This is a genomic window from Cecembia lonarensis LW9 (genome assembly GCF_000298295.1).
Classification (GTDB): Bacteria; Bacteroidota; Bacteroidia; order Cytophagales; family Cyclobacteriaceae; genus Cecembia; species Cecembia lonarensis.
Map to the genome: position 1 here is coordinate 1 of NZ_AMGM01000035.1, position 22,260 is coordinate 22,260.

Below are 22,260 nucleotides of genomic sequence, written 5' to 3' on the forward strand. Positions count from 1 at the left end.
GAGATATATTTTTAAACACAAAAGTCCACAAAAGCCTGTTAGAAGCGGGACACAAGAAGCAAGAATTAAGATGAAGTGGGATTTCGGAGGGCGGAAGTCGGAAGTGGGTTTCCATGATGATTTCCTTTTGTTTCCTTTTATTTGGACAGGTTATGGTTCAAAAATATACTACTTGTGTGGGTGCAATTTGTTAAGTGGAGCTGGAAGCTCGATAATCAGGGTCCGAAGTTCGGATACTTCGGACAACCGAGCCGTATTCACAGACTTGTCCGAATCCAGAAGCTGATTCTGGATTCCGTTTCCTTTTGTCCCTAGTCCCGTAACCGGGACAGGTTGTGCTTCAAAAAGCCGTCTATCTTATAAGATAGAAAGGTATTACAGGCCAGATGGATTTACCATGAAATCTCTGCCAGCACAGGAAAATGGTCAGATGGGTATTTCATGCCGTAATTGTCCGTCAAAATACCATGCCTTAAGACTTGAATTCCAGGGCTTACAAAAATATGGTCAATGATGCCCTCCGGTAATTTATCCCAATTGAATCCATTAAATGTTCCCTGATTACCAATGGAAGGCGTTTGGCTGATTGAACGGCTGTCCTTCATGTCGGACTGTTCTAAGACCGTTTGATAAGCAGGATTGTCAGGAGTCACGTTGAAATCTCCCATAAAAATGGCCGGTAAATTTCCTTTGTTTATTTCCTTGATTTTCCTGAGGACCAATTTGCTGCTTTCTTCCCTGGCTTGCTGTCCGATGTGATCATAATGTATGTTGAATACAAAAAACTCCTTCTCTTCTATCTTCCACTTGAATTTGGCCCAGGTGCAGATTCTCGGTAGGGCGGCATCCCAATCTTTAGAAGGTTGATCCGGGGTAGTCGACAACCAAAAAGTGCCATGATCCATAACTTCCAGTTTATCTGCATGGTAAAATATGGCGCTGAATTCCCCTTCTTTTCCTCCTTTATCCCTGCCTACGCCAAGGTAGGGGAAACCTAAAGCTGTTTGCATTTCCTCAAGTTGGTGGTGTAATCCTTCCTGTGTACCGATAATATCCATTTGATGAAAAAGAATCTGATTGATGAGATGGGGTGATCGGTCTTTCCATAGGTTCCCGATATCATTAGGATTGTCAAAGCGTATGTTATAGGTAGCAACATTGATGCTTTGGGCTACGGCTTCCGAACTGTTCAGCAAGAAGGACATAAGTCCTCCCAAAAAGACAAAGTATGAGATTAAAGTTTTGAGGTTCATGGTACAAATAATTTGACTTGCTTAATTTAGCAAAACAAAATGAAGTCAGGCAACCGTTTGAAGAAATTGGTGTTAATAATATAAAAGCAGCTTTATGAAATCCATAGACCCAAAAGAAATAAGTACGGCCGAATTACATGGTTACCTTTTGGGAGCAATCGCTCCCAGGCCCATTGCCTTTGCCAGTACAGTCGACAAATCCGGGAATGTCAATTTAAGCCCTTATAGCTTTTTTAATATATTCGGTTCCAATCCGCCAATCCTCATCTTTTCGCCTTCAAGAAGGGTTAGGGACAATACAACCAAGCACAGTCTGGAAAATGTCCTCGAGGTGCCGGAAGTGGTGATCAATATTGTGGATTATGCCATGGTGGAGCAAATGTCTTTGGCCAGTACAGAGTATGAACAAGGGGTCAATGAATTTATCAAGTCAGGACTCACCGAAGTACCTTCTACCAAGGTAAAACCACCTAGGGTAAAGGAGGCACCTGCTGCATTTGAATGTAGGGTTAAGGAAGTTATTCCTTTAGGTGAAGAGGGGGGAGCGGGCAACTTGGTACTCTGTGAAGTAATCTTGGCACACTTTAGGGAAGATATATTCAATGAAAAAGGTCAAATAGATCCATTCAAATTAGATGCAGTTTCCAGGATGGGGGGAGATTGGTACTGTAGGGCTCAGGGAGATGCACTTTTTGAAATCCCCAAGCCAATTAGAACCAAAGGAATAGGAGTTGATGCCATTCCTTTTAGTATCCGAAACAGCACAGTGCTCTCGGGCAACAACTTGGGGAGATTGGGCAATGTGGAAGCTTTGCCAGGTCAGGAGGAAGTGTTAGAATTTGCAACGCAACCTGTTATTCAGGAAATGCGCATCAGGTTTCAACATGATAGAGAAAGCTATATCAATCACTTGCATCAATACGCCAAAGAAGTGCTGGAGTTGGGTGATGTGGAAATGGCTTGGAAGATTTTACTCCAGGAATAAAGAGAGGCTGTCTCATAAGACAGCCCCTTTTTATTGAATGGTATAATCATAAGGCATGCGCATCATAATGCCTTCATATTTTTTAACTTGCTCGATCTGATGGTAAATGGGGTAAAAATTACCCAATTTTTTTTGTTGATAATAGGCTTGCACTTCATTGGAAAACTGATTGAGAAATCTTTCAAACCAAGGTTTGATTTCGGGATAGTATACCACACGGTAATCATCTTCTACTTCTGCTCTTTTGGCTGCTATTTCAATGGCTGTATCCAAGCCTCCAAGAACATCCACCAAACCATTTTCCAAGGCTTGATTGCCCGTCCATACCCTTCCGGATGCTACTGACATCACATCCTCTTTGGACATTTCCCTCCCTTGTGATACACGGCTGAGGAAAATATCATATCCTTCTTCTATTTGGGCCTGAAAAATATTCCGCTCCATCTCGCTCACCCTTCTTGTTGGACTTAGAAAGTCAGAGAATTCTCCTGTTTTTACCACATCAGTGGTTATGCCCAACTTATTGTTCAGTAGGCCCTGAGCATTAAACCATAGTGCAAAAATTCCGATGGAACCCGTAATGGTGTTGGGTTGCGCGACAATAGTATCCGAAGCTGCGGCAATGTAATACCCCCCTGAGGCTGCTACTTCACCCATGGAGGCAATGACCGGCTTGACTTTTCTGGTTTCTTCCAATTCTCTCCAGATTACTTCTGAGGCCAGGGCTGAGCCCCCCGGTGAGTTTACCCTGAGGACAATGGCTTTTACATTATCATTTTTTCTTGCTTTTCGGATTTCATCTTTGAACCTTTCCGAGCTGATGATGGTCTCATCCCTTCCCCCCATGATTTCTCCTTCAGCGATTATGACTGCAATCCTGTTTTTAGAACTTTTACCCTTGGTTTTTATAGCGCGGTTCATCCTCGAAATGTTGATCGTATTGATCTTATCGTCTTTTTCCAAGCCTAATTTTTCCTTCATATGGTCAATGACCTCGTCCTCGTACCAAAGCCCATCAATCAATTGCAGGGATTCTGCATCTTTCAACTTTCTGACCAACATTTGTTGGTTGATTTCCTTGAGCCTTTCCAGTCCAATCCCCCTGCTTTCGGCGATTTCATTTAGGGCATAATTACTCAGGTCATTGAGAAAAGAAGCCGTCTGCAGGCGGTTTTCCTCACTCATTTTGTCCAACATGAAGGGCTCAACCGCACTTTTAAAATCACCTACCCTAAAAATCTGTGGCTCAACTTCCAGTTTTTCGAATAGACCTTTAAAAAACATGATTTCACTGGCATAACCATTGAATTCCATAAAGCCGGAAGGGTTGATGTATATTTCGTCTGATGCGGAACTGAGATAATAACCATTTTCAGTGTAAATTTCTCCATAACTTACAATAAATTTATCAGACTCTTTAAAGGCAACAAGTTCATCCCTCAGCTCCTTGATACCCGCCTGCCCTGCCATAAAAGTGCCGGGTTTGAGGAAAATTCCTTTGATATCATCGCTTTCTTTGGCGTTGCGAATGGCAGTTTTTAAACTTGTGAGGCCTATGGTGGGAACACCGCTGAACAAACCCAAAGAAGAGAAATCGGGATCATCTTCGTTACTTCTTTCCACCAGCACACGGCCTTCCAGGTTAATCACTAAAACAGTATTTTCTTTGACTTTTACCTCATCTTCTGAAGAAGCAATAATGGCTATCAGCCCTGCAAGAATAAAAAAACTCATGACAGAAAAAACCAACAGACCAACTATAACAGCTAAAACATTACCTAGAAATCTCATATTCGTCTAATTTATGCAGCTAAAATAAGCCTTTTTTATTTATGTTTGATTCGCTAAGGCAACAGTAAAATGGAAAAACTGGTTTTAATTATCGGAGGAAATCTTGGAGATCGGCTTTTATTGATTCAGCAGGCAAGAAAAATACTTTCTGAAAAGTTGGGTCCAGAACTTAATGCTTCCTCCATCTTTGAAACAGAAGCTTGGGGAGGGGCCTCAAAGGGGAATTACCTCAATCAGGTTTTAATTTTTGAAAGTCAGTTGGAGCCTGAGCAAGTGCTGGACATTATACAACAAATTGAACGTAGATTAGAAAGGGTACGTGAGGTCAAATGGGGAGATAGAACGATGGACATAGATATATTGTACTATGGAGACAGGCTCATACATTCGGAGAAACTGATCATTCCCCACCCTTATTTGGAGGAGCGGAGATTTGTCCTAGCACCTCTTGCAGAAGTTTTACCTACATTTTTGCACCCTAGATCAGGGATGTCCCAATCGTTTTTGCTGAAACAATGTAAAGACAATTCAAAAGTACAGCAATATGAAAAAAGCCTGGAAAATCCAGGCCTTTAGTTTGCTTATATGCTTGAAACTTCTGCTTCGCGGTGGATTTTTTTAACCAATCCCTGTAATACTTTACCCGGTCCACATTCGATGAACTCAGTCGCTCCGTCAGCTACCATTTGCTGAACAGACTGGGTCCATTTTACAGGAGCAGTCAATTGGGAGATGAGGTTTTTCTTGATTTCTTCCACCTCACTTACTCCTGTTGTACTTACATTTTGATACACAGGACAAGAGGGGCTATGGAAAACAGTGGATTCAATGGCTTTTTGCAATTTTTCCCTGGCAGGTTCCATCAGAGGAGAGTGGAATGCACCTCCAACCGGCAAAGGAAGCGCCCTTTTTGCTCCTGCCTCCTTCATTTTTTCGCAGGCAATTTCAATTCCTTTATTGGAACCTGAAATAACCAATTGTCCCGGACAATTGTAGTTGGCCGGCACTACAGTTTCCCCTTCTATGGCAGCGCAGATTTCTTCTACTTTTTCGTCTTCCAGGCCTAAAATGGCAGCCATTCCGGAAGGGTTGATTTCGCAGGCTTCCTGCATGGCCAAAGCCCTTTGGTAAACCAGCTTTAGCCCATCTTCAAAAGCAAGGGTGCCATTGGCAACCAAGGCGGAAAATTCGCCAAGTGAATGTCCGGCCACCATATCGGGGTTAAAGTCAGGAGAGGTTTTTGCCAAGATCACGGAATGTAGGAAAATGGCTGGTTGTGTGACCTTGGTTTGTTTGAGTTCGTCATCACTGCCTCCAAACATGATGTCAGAAATGCGAAATCCCAAAATTTCATTGGCCTGCTCAAATAGTGCCTTAGCAGCTTCATTGTTTTCATACAGGTCTTTTCCCATACCCGAAAACTGAGCCCCTTGGCCCGGAAAAACATATGCTTTCATGATATTTGCTTTGATTTGAGCTGCAAATATAGAGAATTCAATGTGAATGCGCGTGATTCATCGGACTAGGATGGTCCTGTATGGTTAGAAATAGGGTTGAATCCATATAAACAAAGCTTCGGGTTCAAGGGGAAAAGTGCAGGCGATTACTCTCCTAAATCATAAATTTCCATAATTTTGGAAAGGATTTTTTTGAAGTCGATTTGGAGATCAATCAGTTTTCCACTGGCCATATCAAATACCCAACCATGCACCTGAAGACCTCTTTTCTTAATGGCTTTTTGAACGGTGGCAGTCTTGATCAAATTGATGCATTGTTCCTGTACATTCAACTCAATCAGTCTGTTGTAACGGGAATTTTCATCCGCTATGGCATCCAATTCTTTTTGATGTAATCTGTAAACATCCCGAATGTTTCGAAGCCATGGGTTCAATACCCCAAGATCCTGCGCCTGCATGGCCGCTTTGACCCCTCCGCAAAAATAGTGACCGCACAACACGATATGCTTTACCTGAAGGTGGTCTACGGCATAATGCAAAACTGCCATGGCATTGACATCGACACCTATGACCAGGTTAGCGATGTTTCTATGTACAAAAACCTCCCCGGGAGCGACTCCCATAAGTTCTTCTGCCGTCACCCTTGAATCCGAGCAGCCTATGTAAAGGATTGTTGGTTGCTGTCCTTCTGAAAGTTTTTGGAAGTAATTCGGATCAATTGAAAGCTTTTCCTTGATCCATGTTTTATTGTTTTCGAAAACATTTTTAATTTCCATAGCAAGGGTCATTTGGTAAATACTATAGCATATCTTCTTCTGAAAGAAATTGATTTTGCTCCTCTTCGGTGGGCAATCTGCAGGTCTCTTTTTTACCGAACCACTTATAACGGTTTCTTGCTATCCAATCATAAATTGGATCTCTGATGAATGCAGGTATTATAATGAAACCATAAAGTAAGGGCCATAAGGCATTCAATTTTCTGCTAATTTCTAAAGCTGCCCTGCTTTTGTAAAACACTTTATCTCCCCTTATCAAGATCAGAGAATCCAGGTAATCCTCTTTGACTTCATAGGGTTTAAGCATTTTTTTAACATGCTTATCCTGCAGTGCTCCTACTTTAAAATGAGCCCCTTGGTCTCTTTGTATGATGAAATCGACGGCGTTATTGCATAAGTTACAAACACCATCGAAAAGAACGATATCGTATTGGTCCTGTATCCTCATCGGACTATTTGAATGGTACCCTTTAATTTTCTTTCCTGTAAGGAAGGATTGAGGGCATCAAACAATACCGTAGCGCTGTAGAAATAGGTGCCGGCAGGAAGTTCGTTGCCGTTTTTATCTCTGCCATCCCATCGAATAAAAATATCATTTTCAGGTGCATTCAGGCTATTGTAATTGAATACTTCTACGCCCCATCTGTTGACAATAAATATTTCTACGCCCAGTACAAATCTTGGGCAACGTGCAAATGGGTTGTCAAAGGCCATGAATGTATCATTGATGCCATCCCCATTTGGCGTGAAAGTATTCGGTAACTCGTAATTGGGACAATTGTCCACACATACAATGTTACTGGGTTCACTTTCATTTCCTGACCTATCTACTGCTGTGATGTAATAGCATCCCCTGAAATTGGGAAGGTTGGTAATACGTGCTTCGAATTCAAATGGCGAATAGGTACCTACAAGATCAAACTGTCCTTCTTCTCCATCAGGGTTGAAGTAAAGCCTGAAAGCGCTCAGTTCGTCATCACAGACACCTGAAAAGTCCGGTTCCCAACTCAGATCATGTACAAAATTATTGAAGCCACATATTTTATCAGACAGGAATTCTGTGCAATCTGGGCCTTCAAAGGTCAATACCGGTGGGCAGGGCAGTCGGTCATCATCAGGCCTGGCACAGACTATCTGAGACTTGTTTTCCAAAGGCATTTCGATCATATCTACATTGTATGTGCCCTTGGTAACTACATAATAACAGTATTCAATGTCCCGCTGAAGTGAGGAGCCATTATGGCTGCCATCATCTAGGTAGCTGAACCCTCCTGTCGTAGGATCCACCTCTGCAATCAATACGAATGTGTCTGCATCTTGAGCTAGAGGATCCGTTCTATTGCGATAAACTTCATGTTTGAATTCGGATACTGCATTGTTCCAAGGAACTGTGAAATTCCAATTTAATTCAATGGCTTCATTGATGATGATAGGGGATAATCTTACCGAAGAGGCAGCACTTGAGCTGTCAATGACAGTGTTATTTTCTTTTAAAAGTACCCGATAATTGTAAACAAGGTTTTCAGTATTCAATCCTGTGTCTGTAAATGAAGTATCTCCGGTGCTGATGACAGAAACCCTATTTTGGTTTCCACTAAATCCTGTGCTTCTGAATAGCTCATAGGTGAAAGGACCTGGGAATTGCTCCCGGTCGATATCATAAGGTGGTGTCCAACGGACGAAAATCTGTCCGTCTTCTGTATCAGTGGTTTCTACACTCACATTGGTGATCAATGGGACATCCACATCCACAGTAATACATATTTCTTCAGAGACGATGCTTTCCCCGAGCCTTGGCGGAGGATATGCAGCAACCAATCGGTAACAATAGGTATTTCCAGGTGCTAATCCTTCTCCATTGTTATTATCCAGAAAATCAAATACCCCCATATTGGTCGTTCCTACCAGTTCATAACCTGCCCGGATACCTGTTTCACAGGAATCTGGTTCGTAAGGGTCTGAATTGAGTCTTCTCCATACTTGCATGGTTTCTGCGGTTGACCCGCAGGAATAAGGTTCCCATGATAGTTTGGCAGACCTGCCCTGTTGCTGCTCTATGTCTTCAAAGACGGGAGGAGGGCCTACAACCTTGATGTTCCAGGTGCGGATATCCACTAAAGCCGGGCCTGACCTAGGCTGATCTGTAATACGGACCCTGACTTGGTATTCTCGGGCCCGGACATGGCTACATACGGTCTGCCAGTCAAATTCAATGATTCCAGGGCTGGACTGAAATACAGAAACCGGTGAATAAGTAGCGGGCGAAGTGGTGATCTCTATGGGATCACCAAAAACTTCAATCCTAATGGGATCTCCATCCGGATCCGAACCTTGGATGATTTCTGTTATCCGGGTTCCTGCTACCACACAGAGATCAGGCGGAAGTATGATTTCCGGTCTTTGGTTATTGGTGTTTTCTATGATGATCTGCATATCCCGGACCACATAGCCAATGAGTTGGTATTCTCCTGCAATTTTCCGCCATTCCTGTATTTGAAAAGCAACATTATACTGGCCTGCAAGGCCAGGTGCATCCCAAATCAGGTCGCCTGTAATTGGGTCCATAGATATGAATGGATTGCCTGATCCATCTTCCCTGTTGAAACTGAATTCTGGAGATGCGGGACTTCTATAGTTGTTGACAAAACGCTGGAACCCCTGCTTGGGCTTGACGGTAATTTCATCAAAGAAATAGGCTAAACTGTCACCATCCGGGTCATAGGCTCCTGGATTATGGATATATCGGATATTGACGCCCCCATTATCTACAGGAGGAATCGTAAGGATAGGCGAGTTATTGATCCCGATAAAAGGATCAATGGTAATCATGGTTTCTACATAAAATGGCGTATCCACCGAATTGTCCATGTTCAGGGTTCGGTCGTTCCTGTTAAATTCCCTAAACCTAATAACATATTGTCCTGGCCCTTGATAGGTATGGGTGACCACAAATGTATTTTTCTCTATTTGATTGCCCAGGGATTCTACCAAAACAAAATCACTTTCTGTATTCAGCCTGGCTTCACGACCATCACCAAAATTGATGTCACCTGGTCCAAATATTACATTGGAACGGGTATCAGTATAGCCTACAACAGTGATTCTATAGGTTAATGTCTGGGGATTAACGCGCTCGGCAGTGATTTCACCTGCGCGTATGTGTGTGGCATGAGCTTGATAAGATCCAAAAAGGATCGATAAAAAAACAAATAAGTAGCTTATTCTCAATTGCATGAATTTTCTGCTTTTAATCCCCTTATACGAATGTAATCAAATCAGGATGAAAATATCCCAAATATTCAAACAATAAAAATAAACACTTGGTTAAAAAGTCATAAAACAAAAGTTTGTTTAGATTCTGAATTTAATTATTTAGAACGTTTTAAAATAAGTGTATGGTTAGTTTTTGGATTGTTTGCTAAGTTTTCCAAATGTAAATTTGGCCACAAAGAATCAATCAAAAATTAACCGAACATTTAAGCGAAAGTATATGAGTTGGGTATCCAAAACCTTAAGCAGCACCTTAGGCCGAAAACTATTGATGGCCCTTACGGGTTTGTTTCTGATTATATTCCTTATTGGACATGTTTCCGGAAACACCCTTTTATTTAAGAATGACGGAGGAGAGGCATTTAATATTTACGCCAAGTTTATGACCACCAATCCGGCCGTTAAAATATTATCCTACCTCACTTACATTTCTGTCCTAGCACACGTGGTGTATTCCATCATTTTGACCAGGCATAACAAATCTGCCAGACCAGTAGCTTATGCCAATAGCAAGGCATCCACCAATTCCGCTTGGACTTCTAGAAATATGGGGGTCTTGGGCACCATCATCCTCATTTTCCTGGTGATACACTTACAAGGTTTCTGGTATAAGATGCATTGGGGAGATATTCCAATGGTGACTTATGCTGGTGAACAGTACAAAGATTTGTATTCAATTGTATTTTTTGCCTTTCAATCAGAGCTTTTAGTAGGGCTTTATGTGCTATCCATGGTTTTCTTGGGACTTCACCTTTCCCATGGATTTGAAAGCGCCTTTCAGACATTAGGTTTGAACCATGTAAAATATTCACCCGCAATCAAAAAACTAGGTTTGGCATTCAGCATCATTGTACCAGCACTTTTTGCAAGCATGCCTTTGTATATCTATTTCATGAATTAAACACGATCAAGTATGATTTTAGATTCAAAAATTCCAGAGGGTCCTTTAGCAGAAAAGTGGTCCAAACATAAATTCAACGTTAAGCTGGTCAACCCTGCTAATAAGCGTAAATATGATGTCATTGTGGTAGGAACCGGGCTTGCCGGTGCGTCTGCAGCAGCATCTCTGGCCGAATTGGGCTACAATGTGAAAGCATTTTGCTTCCAGGATAGCCCAAGAAGGGCGCACTCCATTGCAGCACAGGGAGGTATCAATGCTGCCAAAAACTACCAAAACGACGGTGATTCTGTTTTCCGTTTGTTTTATGACACGATCAAAGGTGGTGACTACAGGGCAAGAGAGGCCAATGTTTACCGCTTGGCCGAAGTGTCTGTCAATATCATTGACCAATGTGTAGCACAAGGCGTACCATTCGCCAGAGAATATGGTGGACTTCTGGCCAACCGTTCATTTGGTGGCGCACAGGTATCAAGGACTTTCTATGCCCGGGGGCAGACCGGACAGCAATTGTTATTGGGTGCTTATTCAGCACTTTCCAGACAAGTTGCCAATGGAAAAGTAAAATTGTATCCACGTACTGAAATGATGGATGTGGTTACCGTAGACGGAAAAGCTCGTGGTATCATCACAAGAAATCTGATTACCGGCGCCATTGAATCTCACAGTGCCCATGCCGTACTGTTGTGTACTGGTGGTTATGGCAACGTGTTTTTCCTTTCCACCAACGCAATGGGTTCCAATGTAACCGCAGCTTGGAGGGCACATAAACGAGGTGCCTTGATGGCAAACCCTTGTTTCACCCAAATTCACCCCACCTGTATTCCTGTTTCTGGAGATCATCAGTCCAAGTTGACCCTGATGTCAGAATCCTTGAGAAATGATGGTAGGGTATGGGTTCCGGCGACGAAGGAAATAGCAGAAAAGCTTAGAAAAGGTGAAATCACTGCCAATGATATCAAAGAAGAAGATAGGGATTATTTCTTGGAAAGAAAGTATCCTTCTTTCGGTAACTTGGTGCCCCGCGACGTAGCCTCTAGAAATGCCAAATATGTCTGTGATGAAGGTAGAGGAGTAAATGAAACCGGTGAGGCGGTCTTCCTGGACTTCCGTGATGCCATCATCAGGGATAGCGAAGATGTAATCCGTGCCAGGTATGGAAACCTTTTTGATATGTATCAACAGATTACCGGTGAGAATCCATATAAGGTACCTATGAAGATTTATCCAGCGGTTCACTACACCATGGGTGGACTTTGGGTGGATTACAATTTGATGACCAACATTCCTGGCTTATATGCCTTGGGAGAAGCTAATTTCTCCGATCACGGCGCCAATAGATTGGGAGCTTCAGCCTTGATGCAAGGGCTTGCTGATGGCTATTTTGTGATTCCTTACACCATAGGTGATTATTTGGCGCAAACTCCTTATACCAAAACTCCAACAGATCATCCCGAATTCCAGAAGGCAGAAGCAGATGTGAAAGCCAGAATTCAAAAGCTGTTGGATATTCCAGGTGAGAAAACAGTGGATTACTTCCACAAGAAACTGGGCAAGATCATGTGGGATTATTGTGGAATGGCCAGAACTGAAGAAGGCTTGAAAAAGGCCAAAGCAATGATCAAGGAGCTTAAAGCCGAATTTTGGACCAATGTGAATGTATTAGGGGGCAATGAAGAGCTTAACCAATCTTTGGAAAAAGCCCACCGTGTAGCCGACTTCCTTGAATTGGGAGAACTGATGGTGGATGATGCCTTGAACAGGAATGAATCCTGCGGCGGACACTTTAGAGAAGAATATCAGACGCCTGAAGGGGAAGCCTTAAGGGATGATGAGAACTTTGCTTATGTAGCTGCTTGGCAATATGTGGGTGAAGGTGAGGAAGAAGTCCTGCACAAGGAACCTCTTGTGTTCGAGAATGTGAAGTTGACCCAAAGAAGTTACAAGTAATTTAGAAGCATTAAACTCTTATTCGCCATGAATTTAACTTTAAATATCTGGAGACAGAAAAATAACGCCGACAAAGGAGGCTTTAGAGAATATAAAGTGTCCGATGTTTCCAAAGACATGTCTTTTTTGGAAATGTTGGATGTATTGAACGAACAATTAGCAGGAAAAGGAGAGGATCCTGTGCATTTTGATCATGATTGCCGTGAAGGTATCTGTGGGATGTGTTCCTTGTATATCAATGGCAAACCTCATGGTCCTTTGCAGACGACTACCTGTCAGTTGCACATGAGGTCCTTTAATGACGGAGAAACCATCACTATTGAACCTTGGAGGGCTAAGGCCTTTCCAGTGGTGAAGGATTTGGTGGTGGACAGGTCAGCTTTTGACCGCATCATTCAAGCAGGTGGTTATGTGTCCGTCAACACAGGCGGTGTTCCTGACGCCAATGAAATACCTATCCCAAAAAAGATTGCGGATGAGGCATTTGACGCTGCTACTTGCATCGGTTGCGGTGCCTGTGTAGCGGCCTGTAAAAATGCTTCTGCCATGCTGTTTACCTCTGCCAAAGTTTCCCAATTGGCGCTTTTGCCACAGGGACAGGTAGAACGTAAAGAGAGGGCAGAAAAAATGATTGCGCAGATGGATGCCGAAGGCTTTGGTGCATGTACCAATACCGGTGCCTGTGAAGCAGAATGTCCAAAAGGCATCAGCATCACCAATATTGCACGTATGAACAGGGAATACTTCTCTGCTGTAGTAAGCAGTGAGAATGTGTAGATAGATTAAACTATATAATACTTGGCTCTGAATAATTTCAGAGCCTTTTTTACTTTTTTGTTTTGATTTTTTTAGAGGATGGGACAGTTTGGGTTCATGATGTTGTTTCAACCTTTATGAAAAGATTTCTTTTCGATATCAAAAGTGATGCTATTGTAATTGAGGAAATTGAAAGTATGACATTTATGAATCCTATTTTATCTTCAGTTTATTTGAGGAATGACCAATTTTATACTACTACTCAAGCGATAGTCCCTTTTTCCAGATTCTTGGTCTATTCTCAGGAAGGTGATCAAATGTCTGGAGTTGGAGATTATCCGGATTATGGCATAGAAATGCCATCCATGGTGGCAGTGGATGTTTTTTCTGGCCAATTAATTTCCAATCCCCAAAAGGATAAAATGGTATTGGCTTATGAATATACAGATTTGATCGAGATCTATGATGAGAAAGCTAATCTTCTAAAAAGAATTCACGGTCCACATCAATTTGTGCCTGATTTTGATATCGGTGATCGCTCTGGAACGCCATATATGAAGCGGGTATTTAATAAAATTCAGCATGCTTACAAATCTTTGGCTGCAAGTGAGAAACTGATTTTTTTATTGTACGCTAATGGTAAAACAGTAAAACCTGGAGAAGGGGAGACCTCCATTCATCATAATAAAGTTTTAGCCATTGATTGGGAAGGTAATCCCCTGGCATTTTATGAGTTAGATCATGCTGTAACTTCTATAGCCGTGGATTGGAAAAAAAGAATAATCTATGGATTGGACAGGATTGAATCAGAAGTCTATGCATTTCCTTTTTAAGTTAAGCCGAAATTGTTGTTAGCCATTATCTCGGTTTTAAATAGATGTTTTCTTTCTTTTGGACTACTTTTATTTTTTGTACCTTTGAAAAATCATATTTATTTGAAATTTTATTTGATTTAAAGGAAGGGGATTCATGCATTACATAGACCTCGGCATCTTTGTCGGGTACATGTTGTTGATGCTGGGAGTAGGGTACTACTTCATGCATCAAAATAAAAATCAGGATGATTATTATGTTGGCGGTAGAAATATAGGCAGTTGGCATATTGGTCTTTCAGTAGTGGCCACAGATGTTGGGGGTGGTTTTTCGGTAGGACTTGGGGGGCTTGGATTTGTGATGGGGCTTGCAGGCAGCTGGATGTTGTTTACCGGGCTTTTAGGGGCCTGGTTGGCTGCAGTGGTGTTGATTCCCCGGGTAAAGAGCGATCCTGCTTTTGCCAATTTTTATACTTTTCCGCAGATATTCGACCACCTCTTCAATCGGAAAGTTGCTTTGGTGGCTGCTTTCATTTCCCTCATTGGTTATTTAGGTTTTACCTCCTCACAACTATTGGCTGGGGCCAAATTGGCTTCGGGGACTTTTATTGAGTTAGGGCTTACCGAGGCCTTGGTACTCATGGGCATCATTGCGGTGGTGTATACTGTTTTGGGAGGACTCAAGGCAGTCATCTATACAGATACGGTACAGTGGATCATCCTGATGCTTGGATTTATTCTGATCGGCCTTCCCGTTGCCTATTTTCATGTGGGAGGCTGGGAGAGCATTCAGGCTACTTTGCCGGAATCCTACTTTTCTTTATCTAACTTACGTTGGCAGGATTTGGCCAATTGGGGCATTACGATAATCCCGATTTGGTTCATCGGCATGACGCTCTATCAAAGGATTTTTGCAAGCCGGGATGAGAAGTCGGCCAAAAAAGCCTGGTTTATCGCTGGTTTTTTTGAGTGGCCCATCATGGCATTTATGGGGGTATCCCTCGGTTTGCTGTCCAAAGTGGCCTTTGAGCAGGGTCTTTTGATCATTGATCTGGATGTAATGGATCCTGAAATGGGCTTGCCTATTTTATTGCGCACCATACTTCCGCCCGGAATACTAGGTTTGATGATGGCAGCTTATTTTTCAGCCGTCCTCTCCACCGCGGATTCCTGTTTGATGGCAGCTTCAGGAAATCTGAGCACCGATGTGCTTGGCAAATGGTTGAATCCCAAAAGTGAAAATACACAGATCCGCTACAGCCAACTCTTTACCTTGATTTTAGGTGTTTTGGCCTTGTCCTTGGCATTGCAAATGACCAATGTCCTGGATCTGATGCTGTACAGTTATGCCTTTATGGTTTCGGGTTTATTGGTGCCCATATTATTTGGTCTGTTTACTAAATACAGGAATCCACAGGCTGCCATAGCTGCCATGATTTCAGGTGGGGCGATGACAGCAGGGCTTGGAATGATGGACTGGGAGCTATTTTTGGGCTTAGATCCAAATTTTTTCGGAGTTTTTACTTCTTTAGCAATGTATTTGCTTGTAATTATGGTGTATAGAATTAAAAATCAAAATAAAATTAAAGAATATGCTTAAGATAGAAACTTTATCCGCTAAAGATCAGGCCACCTATTTGCAGAAGAAGGAGATAGCTGATTTCCTTTTTGTGCATTTGGAAAAATACGGCGATCCGCATCAGCATATCATGAATTGTCTGGATTATGCTTTGGATCAGGCTGTGGATAAAGGTGGCTTCACAGTAGCCGCTAGGGAAGAAGGTAAAATTGTTGGTGCTGTGGTAATGAATAAAACAGGTATGTCCGGTTATATTCCTGAGAATATTTTGGTTTACATCGCAGTAGATGCTTCCCAAAGAGGCAAGGGTGTAGGTAAGAAATTAATGCAAACAGCTATTGACTTGGCTAAGGGAGATATTGCCCTGCACGTAGAACCGGATAACCCCGCCAGAAAATTGTATGAAGCCCTTGGATTTACCAACAAATACCTTGAAATGAGACTGAAGAAATAAAAATGGCTTACCTTACATTACATAAAAAAAAGCTCCAGGATAATTTTGATTTCCTGAAAAAAATGTTCGATGAACACGACGTTTCTTGGGGTATAGTGTCTAAGTTACTATGTGGAAACAGAATGCTGTTGAAGGAACTTATTGATTTGGGGGTACATGAAATCCATGATTCCAGGATCAGTAATCTGGCGAAAATCAAGGAAATTGATCCCAATGTGCAAACTGTTTACATCAAGCCAGCATCTAAAAGGAACATCGGGAAATTGGTAAAATATGCGGATGTCAGTTTAAATAGTGAACTGACCACCATCCGATGGATTTCAGAAGAGGCCCAAAAACAAGGAAAGACCCATAAAATCATCATTATGGTGGAGACGGGCGACCTCAGGGAAGGGGTGATGGGAGACCATTTGGTGGAATTCTATGCCCAGATTTTTGAACTCCCCAATATTGAGGTGATTGGTTTGGGTACAAATTTAAATTGTCTGAATGGGGTCATGCCCTCTACAGATAAACTGATTCAACTTTCACTTTATAAGCAGATCATTGAATTGAAATTTAACAAACAGATTCCATGGGTATCTGCTGGCACATCTGTCACAATTCCATTGATGCTTCATCAGCAACTTCCTAAGGGTGTCAATCACTTTAGGGTAGGAGAGACTTTGTTTTTTGGGGTGGATTTATTTGAGGAAAAATTGATTGAAGGCATGCATGGGGATGTATTTGAACTGTTTGCTGAAATTATAGAAATGCAAGAAAAACCCTTGCTGCCTTCAGGTATACTTGCTGCCAACCCTCAGGGTGAAACAGCAGAGATCGACGAATCCCTGTATGGTAGGACCTCTTATCGTGCAATTCTGGACATTGGATTGCTTGATGTAGACCCGAAATACCTGATTCCTGAAGATGGGGAGTTTGAAATTTTGGGTGCCAGTTCTGACATGCTGATCTTGAATTTGGGTGATAATCCTAAAAAATATAAAGTCGGAGATACGGTGAAATTTGGCCTTAAATATATGGGCGCATTGAGCATTTTGAATTCCAGTTATGTGGACAAAGTAGTGAATTGAGTTTGTAAGACATCCTTTTCTTCAAAAAAGATTATTTTTTCTGTCGGTTCTACAGTTAGTTTTGATACCGATAATGTCAGAGAAAGAGACTTTGGAGTCGTCTTTGGACTTGGCTATAACCTGCCCAAAGGATTGAATGTGCAGGGTTCCTATAATTATGGTTTGAACCCTGTATTCAAAGACAGTAATGTGGACGTTTTCAATAGGGGCTTTCAGATCTCCTTAGGTTACACGTTCTAATTGATGTGATATAAAACTTGGTGCTGTCAAATATGGCAGCTCCTTTTTTATTGAATTTATTCCAAGGAATTGATCCAATCCTTGATAAGTGCTAAACCTTCCTGATGGGTAGTCACCCGTCCAATTTCAGGCATAGCAGCCCCGACGATATTGGTTTCCATTCTATAGGTAAGAATGGATTCATCGGCCTTCCCTGGCAGGATCGCATATTTAAAGGAGCCTGCACCAAAACCCGCGGCCACGGGTGTCTTGAACACACCCAATTTCAGGGGGTCTTTTTCTTCATAGGTCAAAAACAAACCCGATGTACTGGCGGGACCCTCTGCCCGGTGGCAATGCGCACAGTTGATGTCCAGGTAAGCTTTTGCCCTTAATTCCAAAGGTCCCTTTGAATCCAAGTAATCTACCATTTTCGGATAGGCCTCAGGATGATCAAAGCCATTTAACATGCCCTCAGAGGCCCATTTTTCCAATTGATTGGAGGCGCCCTCCGAAAAGTCTATGGTATGATTGAGGTGCTTGGCTTTTACCCCAATAGGCACCATCACTTCATTGGCATTGTGGCAGCTTTTGCATTGATTTTTATTGGGAACCAGGTAGTTGATCACCTGGGTTTCTCCGGCAGCATCTTTCCAGTGTACTGGTTTTTCGGCACCCACTACCTTGTATGCTGCATCAGATTGCTCATCATTCCAAATGTAAGGGTAAGCTTCCCAAATCCCGTTTTGTTTGACCATCAATCGGGTTTCTATGATGCGCTTGGGGCCTTCAGGCTGGGCAAAGTCTAAAGGATAGTAAAAGTTTTTGATCAGGATGGTTTGGTCAGGAAAGTTCAGGGTGCCCTCTTCATCGGAGTTGATGGTAGCTGCCTCTCCTTCCGGCATCCAAATGAAACGGGATTTGAAAGCATAATCGGTAAACAGGGAAGAGGCAGGGGCATAAGGCAATACCCTATCACTGGGAGCCAATGCCGTAACCTCACCTTTGAAAAACCCATAGTCCGATAAGTTTTTGAAAGGGATGCCAGCAAAATCAATCTGGGCCATACTTTTTTCTGGCCACTCTGCTTCCACTATAGCAGATGGATCCCATCGCTCGATCTCTTCGCTTGTCTTTTGAGAACAGGATAAGGCCATTCCCAGGAATAAAACACCAAATAAAATTCGAAACTCAAATCTTGTCATGCTATTTCTGAGTAAGGTGACTTACATCTGTGAAAACTTCGGTTTGACATACAAATGGATTGTAATCTTTACTGGCTTTGATATTTTCTTCACCCTCCCATAGATCAAACAAGGTGAAATTTAACTTTTCCATATCAGCTTCATCTATACATATGCTCATGGGGTTACTTAAGATGTTTTCTGCTAAGGATTGATCAAAAAAACCATCATAAATGATGTCTTGGGTTTTACCTTTACCATGGGCATTGTACACTGAGATCAATTGGCCAAATTCCTTGGTCAAATCAGGAAACCTCCAAGTTCTTTTGAAATCATTGTTATGCACATAAATATTCGAGGTGAAGGGGGACCAATTTGGGGCATCCATGGGGAAACCTGTTACATGGTAATTGGCTATGGCGATACCCACCGTTTTGTTTTTATGTATCCGGTTATTATAGACTTCCACATCTTTGGCAGCGAGTAGGACAATGCCGGAGCCTGGAGGAATCATGGTCACAGTATTGCCATTGGGGTCTTCTCCCAAAGGCGTGGCAAAATTGACATGGTTATTGGTAATGATGTCATTGTCATAAATCTTGGTGCCTTTCCCATCTGACTTGGGTAACCCTGGCAAGTTAAAAACCAAGATTCCGCCGGCATTGTCCCTTGCGGTATTCCCATATACTTCCGCGTTGTCTGAATTTTCTATCTCAATCCCAGCCACATTGCCAAATGCCAGCGAGTTTTTGACGATGATATTCTCTGACTGACCTACATAGATACCGGCATCCTTGGAATGGGAAGCAATGCATTCATCTATCAGCACATTCTTACATTGAACGGGATAAATGGCATAGGTGCCGTTTTTGGATTTGTCCCCATTGGTCCAGGTGACATTGATTCTCCTGAAAGTCATACCATCCACATGCTGACTTTTTACCCCATCGCCGGGTGCATCTTCGATACTCAGGTCCTGGATTAAGATTTCATTTCCTACCAGCTTGACTCCTTCTCCGCCCGTTTTTAATTCCCGGAAGGATAAGACCGTTTTGTCCATCCCTTGCCCCTTGATTTGGATGTTGCTTTTATTGTCCAAAATCAATTGGGTTTTGAAACTGTAGAACCCTTCAGGGACTTCAATTACATCCCCATCCTCGGCCAGAATAAAAGCTTCAACGACTTTTTCAACTTCTTCTTGAGAGGCTTTTCTGAGTTTACTGGAGTCAAAAGTCATTTCAGTGGTGGAGCTGGAGCAAGAGAAAAATAAGTAAACTAGTGGAAAAATCAGAAGGGATATTTGCAGTAAATTTCGGGTTTTCATGTTGCTGGATCTATTTTATTAGGGTTGATAGTATTATTACGACAAATTATTTCAAAATTATTTAAAATCAGCATAAAAATCATTTGATAAAATAAAAAATTAAACTTACTGAGGGTTTCTACTAAATTGCCCATACTTTTACATGTTTTTCTTTAAAACCAAAACCTAATTTAATCATTAAGCTATATTAATTAATCAAAACTATGAAAAAGCCGTTTTTGCTTTTATTGGGGATATTGTTGGTGTTTAGCGCAACAAGTTCCTATGCTCAATTTGGGGCTAGAGGTGGGTTGAATGTTGCCAATTTTGATGGCTTCAGTTTCAATTCCAGAGTAGGGTTCCATTTAGGTGCATTTTACGAGTATAAATTGCAAGATGAATTGACGATTGAGCCAGGGTTGTATTTTTCCCAAAAGGGCTACAAATCAAGTTCAGGTGACATTAAGGAAAACCTAAATTATATTGATATTCCTATTTTGGTCAGGTATCACATCGGGGATATGTTCAATGTGTTTGCAGGCCCGCAAGGCTCTTTGTTGGTATCCAGGAAATATACCCTGAATGGTAATGTTTCACAAACTATGGAAGTATTAAGAGGATATGATATTGCGGGTGTATTTGGAGTAGGTGTGGATTTGCCTTTTGACCTTAATGTTCAGGTTTCCTATGATTTAGGATTGATCAGCCTCAATTATTTTGACGTGAATGTCAAAAATAGGGTATTTAAGCTTTCTGTTGCAAGAAGGTTTTAACCTTTAAGTCTACCAGGATTTTCTTCCAAAAAGGACTTCCAGCCTGCAGTCCTGCCTCTGGTCTGCAGGCGGCCATCATGGAAATGGTGGCAAATGGCCACTGCCAGGGCATCTGTTGCATCCAGAAGCTTTGGTAGTTCTTTGATGTGCAATAATGTTTTGAGCATTTGAGCCACCTGTTCCTTTGAAGCATTGCCATTCCCTGTGACAGACTGCTTGACCTTTTTGGGGGAGTATTCCGCAATAGGGATTTCTCTGGCCAATGCAGCGGCCATGGCTACTCCCTGAGCCCTGCCCAATTTTAACATGGACTGGACATTTTCTCCATAAAAAGGAGCCTCAAGGGCTACCGCATCAGGATGGAATTCATCTATCAAGCCAGTAATCCTTTCAAAGATCTTTTTCAACTTCAATTCATGTCCACTGTATTTCTTAAGGTGTATCACACCGAATTGAAGCAAACTGTACTTATTACCTTCAACAAGGATAAGTCCGTAACCCATGATGTTGGTCCCCGGGTCTATTCCTAAAATTATTTTTTCCTTTGTGGGTTTTTTCCCTTCTTTACTCATCACCGCAAGTTAAGAGAAATCATGCTAACATTTTACCTGCTGTTAGGGATACTTTATGGCCTCGCTTTACTTTGGCTGGGAAGCTTGTGGGATAATCGTAGCCCGAAGCAGGATGAAATTGTGCATAGTCAAGAAATGGTTTCCATTCTTATTCCATTTCGGAATGAGGTAAAAAATCTTCCCCAACTCTTTGTTTCATTGCTACAATTAAAATACAGGCCATTCGAAGTTGTGTTTGTAGATGATCACAGTGAAGATGCAGGGAAGGCATTGCTGCACCGTCTGATTGAAGGTAATAGAGATTCAGATATAGCATTTGTGGTACTCGAAAATCAAGGAAAGGGAAAAAAAGAGGCCATTGAAACTGCTGTACATCATGCCCGTGGAGGCCTTTTAATAACAACGGATGCAGATTGTAATTTGCCTGTGAATTGGATTGAGCTTTATCTTCAGGCATTTGATGCCCCTAAGACCCAATTGGCAGCAGGTCCTGTCATAAGTCAGGGTGCAGATACCTTTCTTTCAAAATTCCAACAAATAGAGTGGGCAAGCATATGGCTGATGACTCAAATGGGGTTTGGCTTGGGTAGGCCATTGATGTGCAGCGCAGCTAATATGGCTTATAGAAAAGCAGCATTTTTGAATGTTGGGGCTTATGAAGGAAATAAGCAACACCCTTCCGGGGATGATGAATTTTTACTCAAAAAGATCAGCCAAAGATATGGAGGGAATTCCACCGTTTACTTATTGGATAACTTGGTTTGGACCCAGGCAGAACCTTCTTGGGGCAAGCTTTATTCACAAAGGGCAAGATGGGCTTCCAAGTGGCGGCTGCATGCTTCTTTTTATCATAAAGTCCTATCTTTTTTACCTGTTTTATTGCAGCTGCTTTTTTTAAGTAGTTTGATTTTATTGAGTCAAGGCTGGGGAGGTGTCATGATTTTTAGCTGGCTTTGGGGCTTAAAATTGCTGCTTGAACGCAGGGTTTTGGGCAAAACCTTAAAGCATCTCAACTTAGAACTATACAGTAAAGACTTTTTCCTTACTTCACTTTGGCATCCTTTTTATGTGGTAATGGTAGGGTGGAAGGCCATTTTTGGAAAAATACGCTGGAAAGGCAGAAATTCATCCCAATTCAATTAATTTTAGGGGTTT

At 42.0% G+C, this 22,260-nt stretch carries 21 protein-coding genes and 1 pseudogene; 13 read left to right on the plus strand and 9 right to left on the minus strand.

Annotated elements, in window-relative coordinates:
- The coding region (locus B879_RS23205; RefSeq protein ID WP_040400573.1) for a hypothetical protein at window positions 1-286 on the plus strand (286 nt) is incomplete at its 5' end.
- 106 nt (window positions 287-392) lie between these two features.
- On the opposite strand, the gene B879_RS11590 is transcribed toward B879_RS23205, so the two are convergent.
- Entirely contained in the window at window positions 393-1,253 is an 861-nt protein-coding gene (locus tag B879_RS11590; protein ID WP_009185371.1) for an endonuclease/exonuclease/phosphatase family protein, read from the minus strand.
- A 94-nt stretch (window positions 1,254-1,347) separates the two neighbouring features.
- Between B879_RS11590 and B879_RS11595 the strand changes: the two genes are divergently transcribed.
- A complete protein-coding gene (locus tag B879_RS11595) occupies window positions 1,348-2,238 on the plus strand; it encodes a flavin reductase family protein (RefSeq protein ID WP_009185372.1) in 891 nt (296 codons plus the stop codon).
- Window positions 2,239-2,268: 30 nt separating this feature from the next.
- Here the strand turns inward: B879_RS11595 and sppA are convergent, their stop codons facing one another.
- Entirely contained in the window at window positions 2,269-4,029 is a 1,761-nt protein-coding gene (sppA, locus tag B879_RS11600; RefSeq protein ID WP_009185373.1) for a signal peptide peptidase SppA, read from the minus strand.
- Window positions 4,030-4,098: 69 nt separating this feature from the next.
- On the opposite strand from sppA, the gene folK reads away from it, so the two are divergent.
- The gene (gene folK, locus B879_RS11605; protein WP_009185374.1) at window positions 4,099-4,605 is read left to right on the plus strand and encodes a 2-amino-4-hydroxy-6-hydroxymethyldihydropteridine diphosphokinase; all 507 of its coding nucleotides are present in this window, start codon (window positions 4,099-4,101) and stop codon (window positions 4,603-4,605) included.
- Between the two features lie 5 nt (window positions 4,606-4,610).
- Here the strand turns inward: folK and fabD are convergent, their stop codons facing one another.
- The 4 genes from fabD to B879_RS11625 all read right to left on the minus strand — a co-directional run bounded on the left by fabD (window position 4,611) and on the right by B879_RS11625 (window position 9,496).
- Entirely contained in the window at window positions 4,611-5,486 is an 876-nt protein-coding gene (fabD, locus tag B879_RS11610; RefSeq protein WP_009185375.1) for an ACP S-malonyltransferase, read from the minus strand.
- A 146-nt stretch (window positions 5,487-5,632) separates the two neighbouring features.
- Window positions 5,633-6,262: a carbonic anhydrase gene (locus B879_RS11615; RefSeq protein ID WP_009185376.1), complete on the minus strand. Its 630-nt coding sequence runs from the start codon at window positions 6,260-6,262 to the stop codon at window positions 5,633-5,635.
- 22 nt (window positions 6,263-6,284) lie between these two features.
- Window positions 6,285-6,710 (minus strand): thiol-disulfide oxidoreductase DCC family protein, encoded by a 426-nt coding sequence (locus tag B879_RS11620; RefSeq protein WP_009185377.1) that lies wholly within the window; start codon window positions 6,708-6,710, stop codon window positions 6,285-6,287.
- Window positions 6,707-9,496 carry a T9SS type B sorting domain-containing protein gene (locus B879_RS11625; protein ID WP_009185378.1) on the minus strand — a complete coding sequence of 930 codons (2,790 nt, stop codon included), beginning with the start codon at window positions 9,494-9,496 and terminating at the stop codon, window positions 6,707-6,709. Before B879_RS11625 ends, B879_RS11620 begins: the two co-directional genes overlap by 4 nt.
- Before the next feature lie 256 nt (window positions 9,497-9,752).
- Here B879_RS11625 and B879_RS11630 point away from each other — a divergent pair, with 256 nt between their 5' ends.
- From B879_RS11630 to B879_RS22140, 8 genes and pseudogenes are all read left to right on the plus strand, one after another.
- Window positions 9,753-10,433, plus strand: a complete 681-nt coding sequence (locus B879_RS11630) for a succinate dehydrogenase cytochrome b subunit (RefSeq protein ID WP_009185379.1) — start codon at window positions 9,753-9,755, stop codon at window positions 10,431-10,433.
- A 12-nt stretch (window positions 10,434-10,445) separates the two neighbouring features.
- Complete coding sequence (locus tag B879_RS11635) at window positions 10,446-12,380, plus strand: fumarate reductase/succinate dehydrogenase flavoprotein subunit (RefSeq protein ID WP_009185380.1); 1,935 nt, start codon at window positions 10,446-10,448, stop codon at window positions 12,378-12,380.
- Between the two features lie 27 nt (window positions 12,381-12,407).
- Window positions 12,408-13,157 (plus strand): succinate dehydrogenase/fumarate reductase iron-sulfur subunit, encoded by a 750-nt coding sequence (locus B879_RS11640; RefSeq protein ID WP_009185381.1) that lies wholly within the window; start codon window positions 12,408-12,410, stop codon window positions 13,155-13,157.
- Window positions 13,158-13,219: 62 nt separating this feature from the next.
- Window positions 13,220-13,969: a BF3164 family lipoprotein gene (locus tag B879_RS11645; RefSeq protein WP_040400575.1), complete on the plus strand. Its 750-nt coding sequence runs from the start codon at window positions 13,220-13,222 to the stop codon at window positions 13,967-13,969.
- 136 nt (window positions 13,970-14,105) lie between these two features.
- Window positions 14,106-15,548 carry a sodium:solute symporter family protein gene (locus B879_RS11650; RefSeq protein ID WP_009185383.1) on the plus strand — a complete coding sequence of 481 codons (1,443 nt, stop codon included), beginning with the start codon at window positions 14,106-14,108 and terminating at the stop codon, window positions 15,546-15,548.
- On the plus strand, window positions 15,541-15,981 hold the full coding sequence (locus tag B879_RS11655) for a GNAT family N-acetyltransferase (RefSeq protein ID WP_009185384.1): 441 nt from the start codon (window positions 15,541-15,543) through the stop codon (window positions 15,979-15,981). Before B879_RS11650 ends, B879_RS11655 begins: the two co-directional genes overlap by 8 nt.
- A gap of 2 nt (window positions 15,982-15,983) precedes the next feature.
- Complete coding sequence (locus B879_RS11660; protein ID WP_009185385.1) at window positions 15,984-17,054, plus strand: alanine racemase; 1,071 nt, start codon at window positions 15,984-15,986, stop codon at window positions 17,052-17,054.
- 45 nt (window positions 17,055-17,099) lie between these two features.
- A pseudogene (locus tag B879_RS22140) lies at window positions 17,100-17,294 on the plus strand (outer membrane beta-barrel protein); the annotation flags it as partial.
- Window positions 17,295-17,350: 56 nt separating this feature from the next.
- Here the strand turns inward: B879_RS22140 and B879_RS11665 are convergent.
- Together B879_RS11665 and B879_RS11670 are read right to left on the minus strand one after the other, a co-directional pair.
- A complete protein-coding gene (locus B879_RS11665; protein WP_009185386.1) occupies window positions 17,351-18,478 on the minus strand; it encodes an SO2930 family diheme c-type cytochrome in 1,128 nt (375 codons plus the stop codon).
- A gap of 1 nt (window position 18,479) precedes the next feature.
- Entirely contained in the window at window positions 18,480-19,781 is a 1,302-nt protein-coding gene (locus B879_RS11670) for a parallel beta-helix domain-containing protein (RefSeq protein ID WP_009185387.1), read from the minus strand.
- A 203-nt stretch (window positions 19,782-19,984) separates the two neighbouring features.
- On the opposite strand from B879_RS11670, the gene B879_RS11675 reads away from it, so the two are divergent.
- Window positions 19,985-20,533, plus strand: a complete 549-nt coding sequence (locus B879_RS11675; RefSeq protein ID WP_009185389.1) for a porin family protein — start codon at window positions 19,985-19,987, stop codon at window positions 20,531-20,533.
- Here the strand turns inward: B879_RS11675 and ruvC are convergent.
- The gene (ruvC, locus tag B879_RS11680) at window positions 20,530-21,105 is read right to left on the minus strand and encodes a crossover junction endodeoxyribonuclease RuvC (RefSeq protein ID WP_009185390.1); all 576 of its coding nucleotides are present in this window, start codon (window positions 21,103-21,105) and stop codon (window positions 20,530-20,532) included. The genes B879_RS11675 and ruvC overlap by 4 nt on opposite strands.
- Before the next feature lie 21 nt (window positions 21,106-21,126).
- On the opposite strand from ruvC, the gene B879_RS11685 reads away from it, so the two are divergent.
- Window positions 21,127-22,248 carry a glycosyltransferase gene (locus B879_RS11685; RefSeq protein WP_009185391.1) on the plus strand — a complete coding sequence of 374 codons (1,122 nt, stop codon included), beginning with the start codon at window positions 21,127-21,129 and terminating at the stop codon, window positions 22,246-22,248.
- Window positions 22,249-22,260 lie beyond the last annotated feature (12 nt).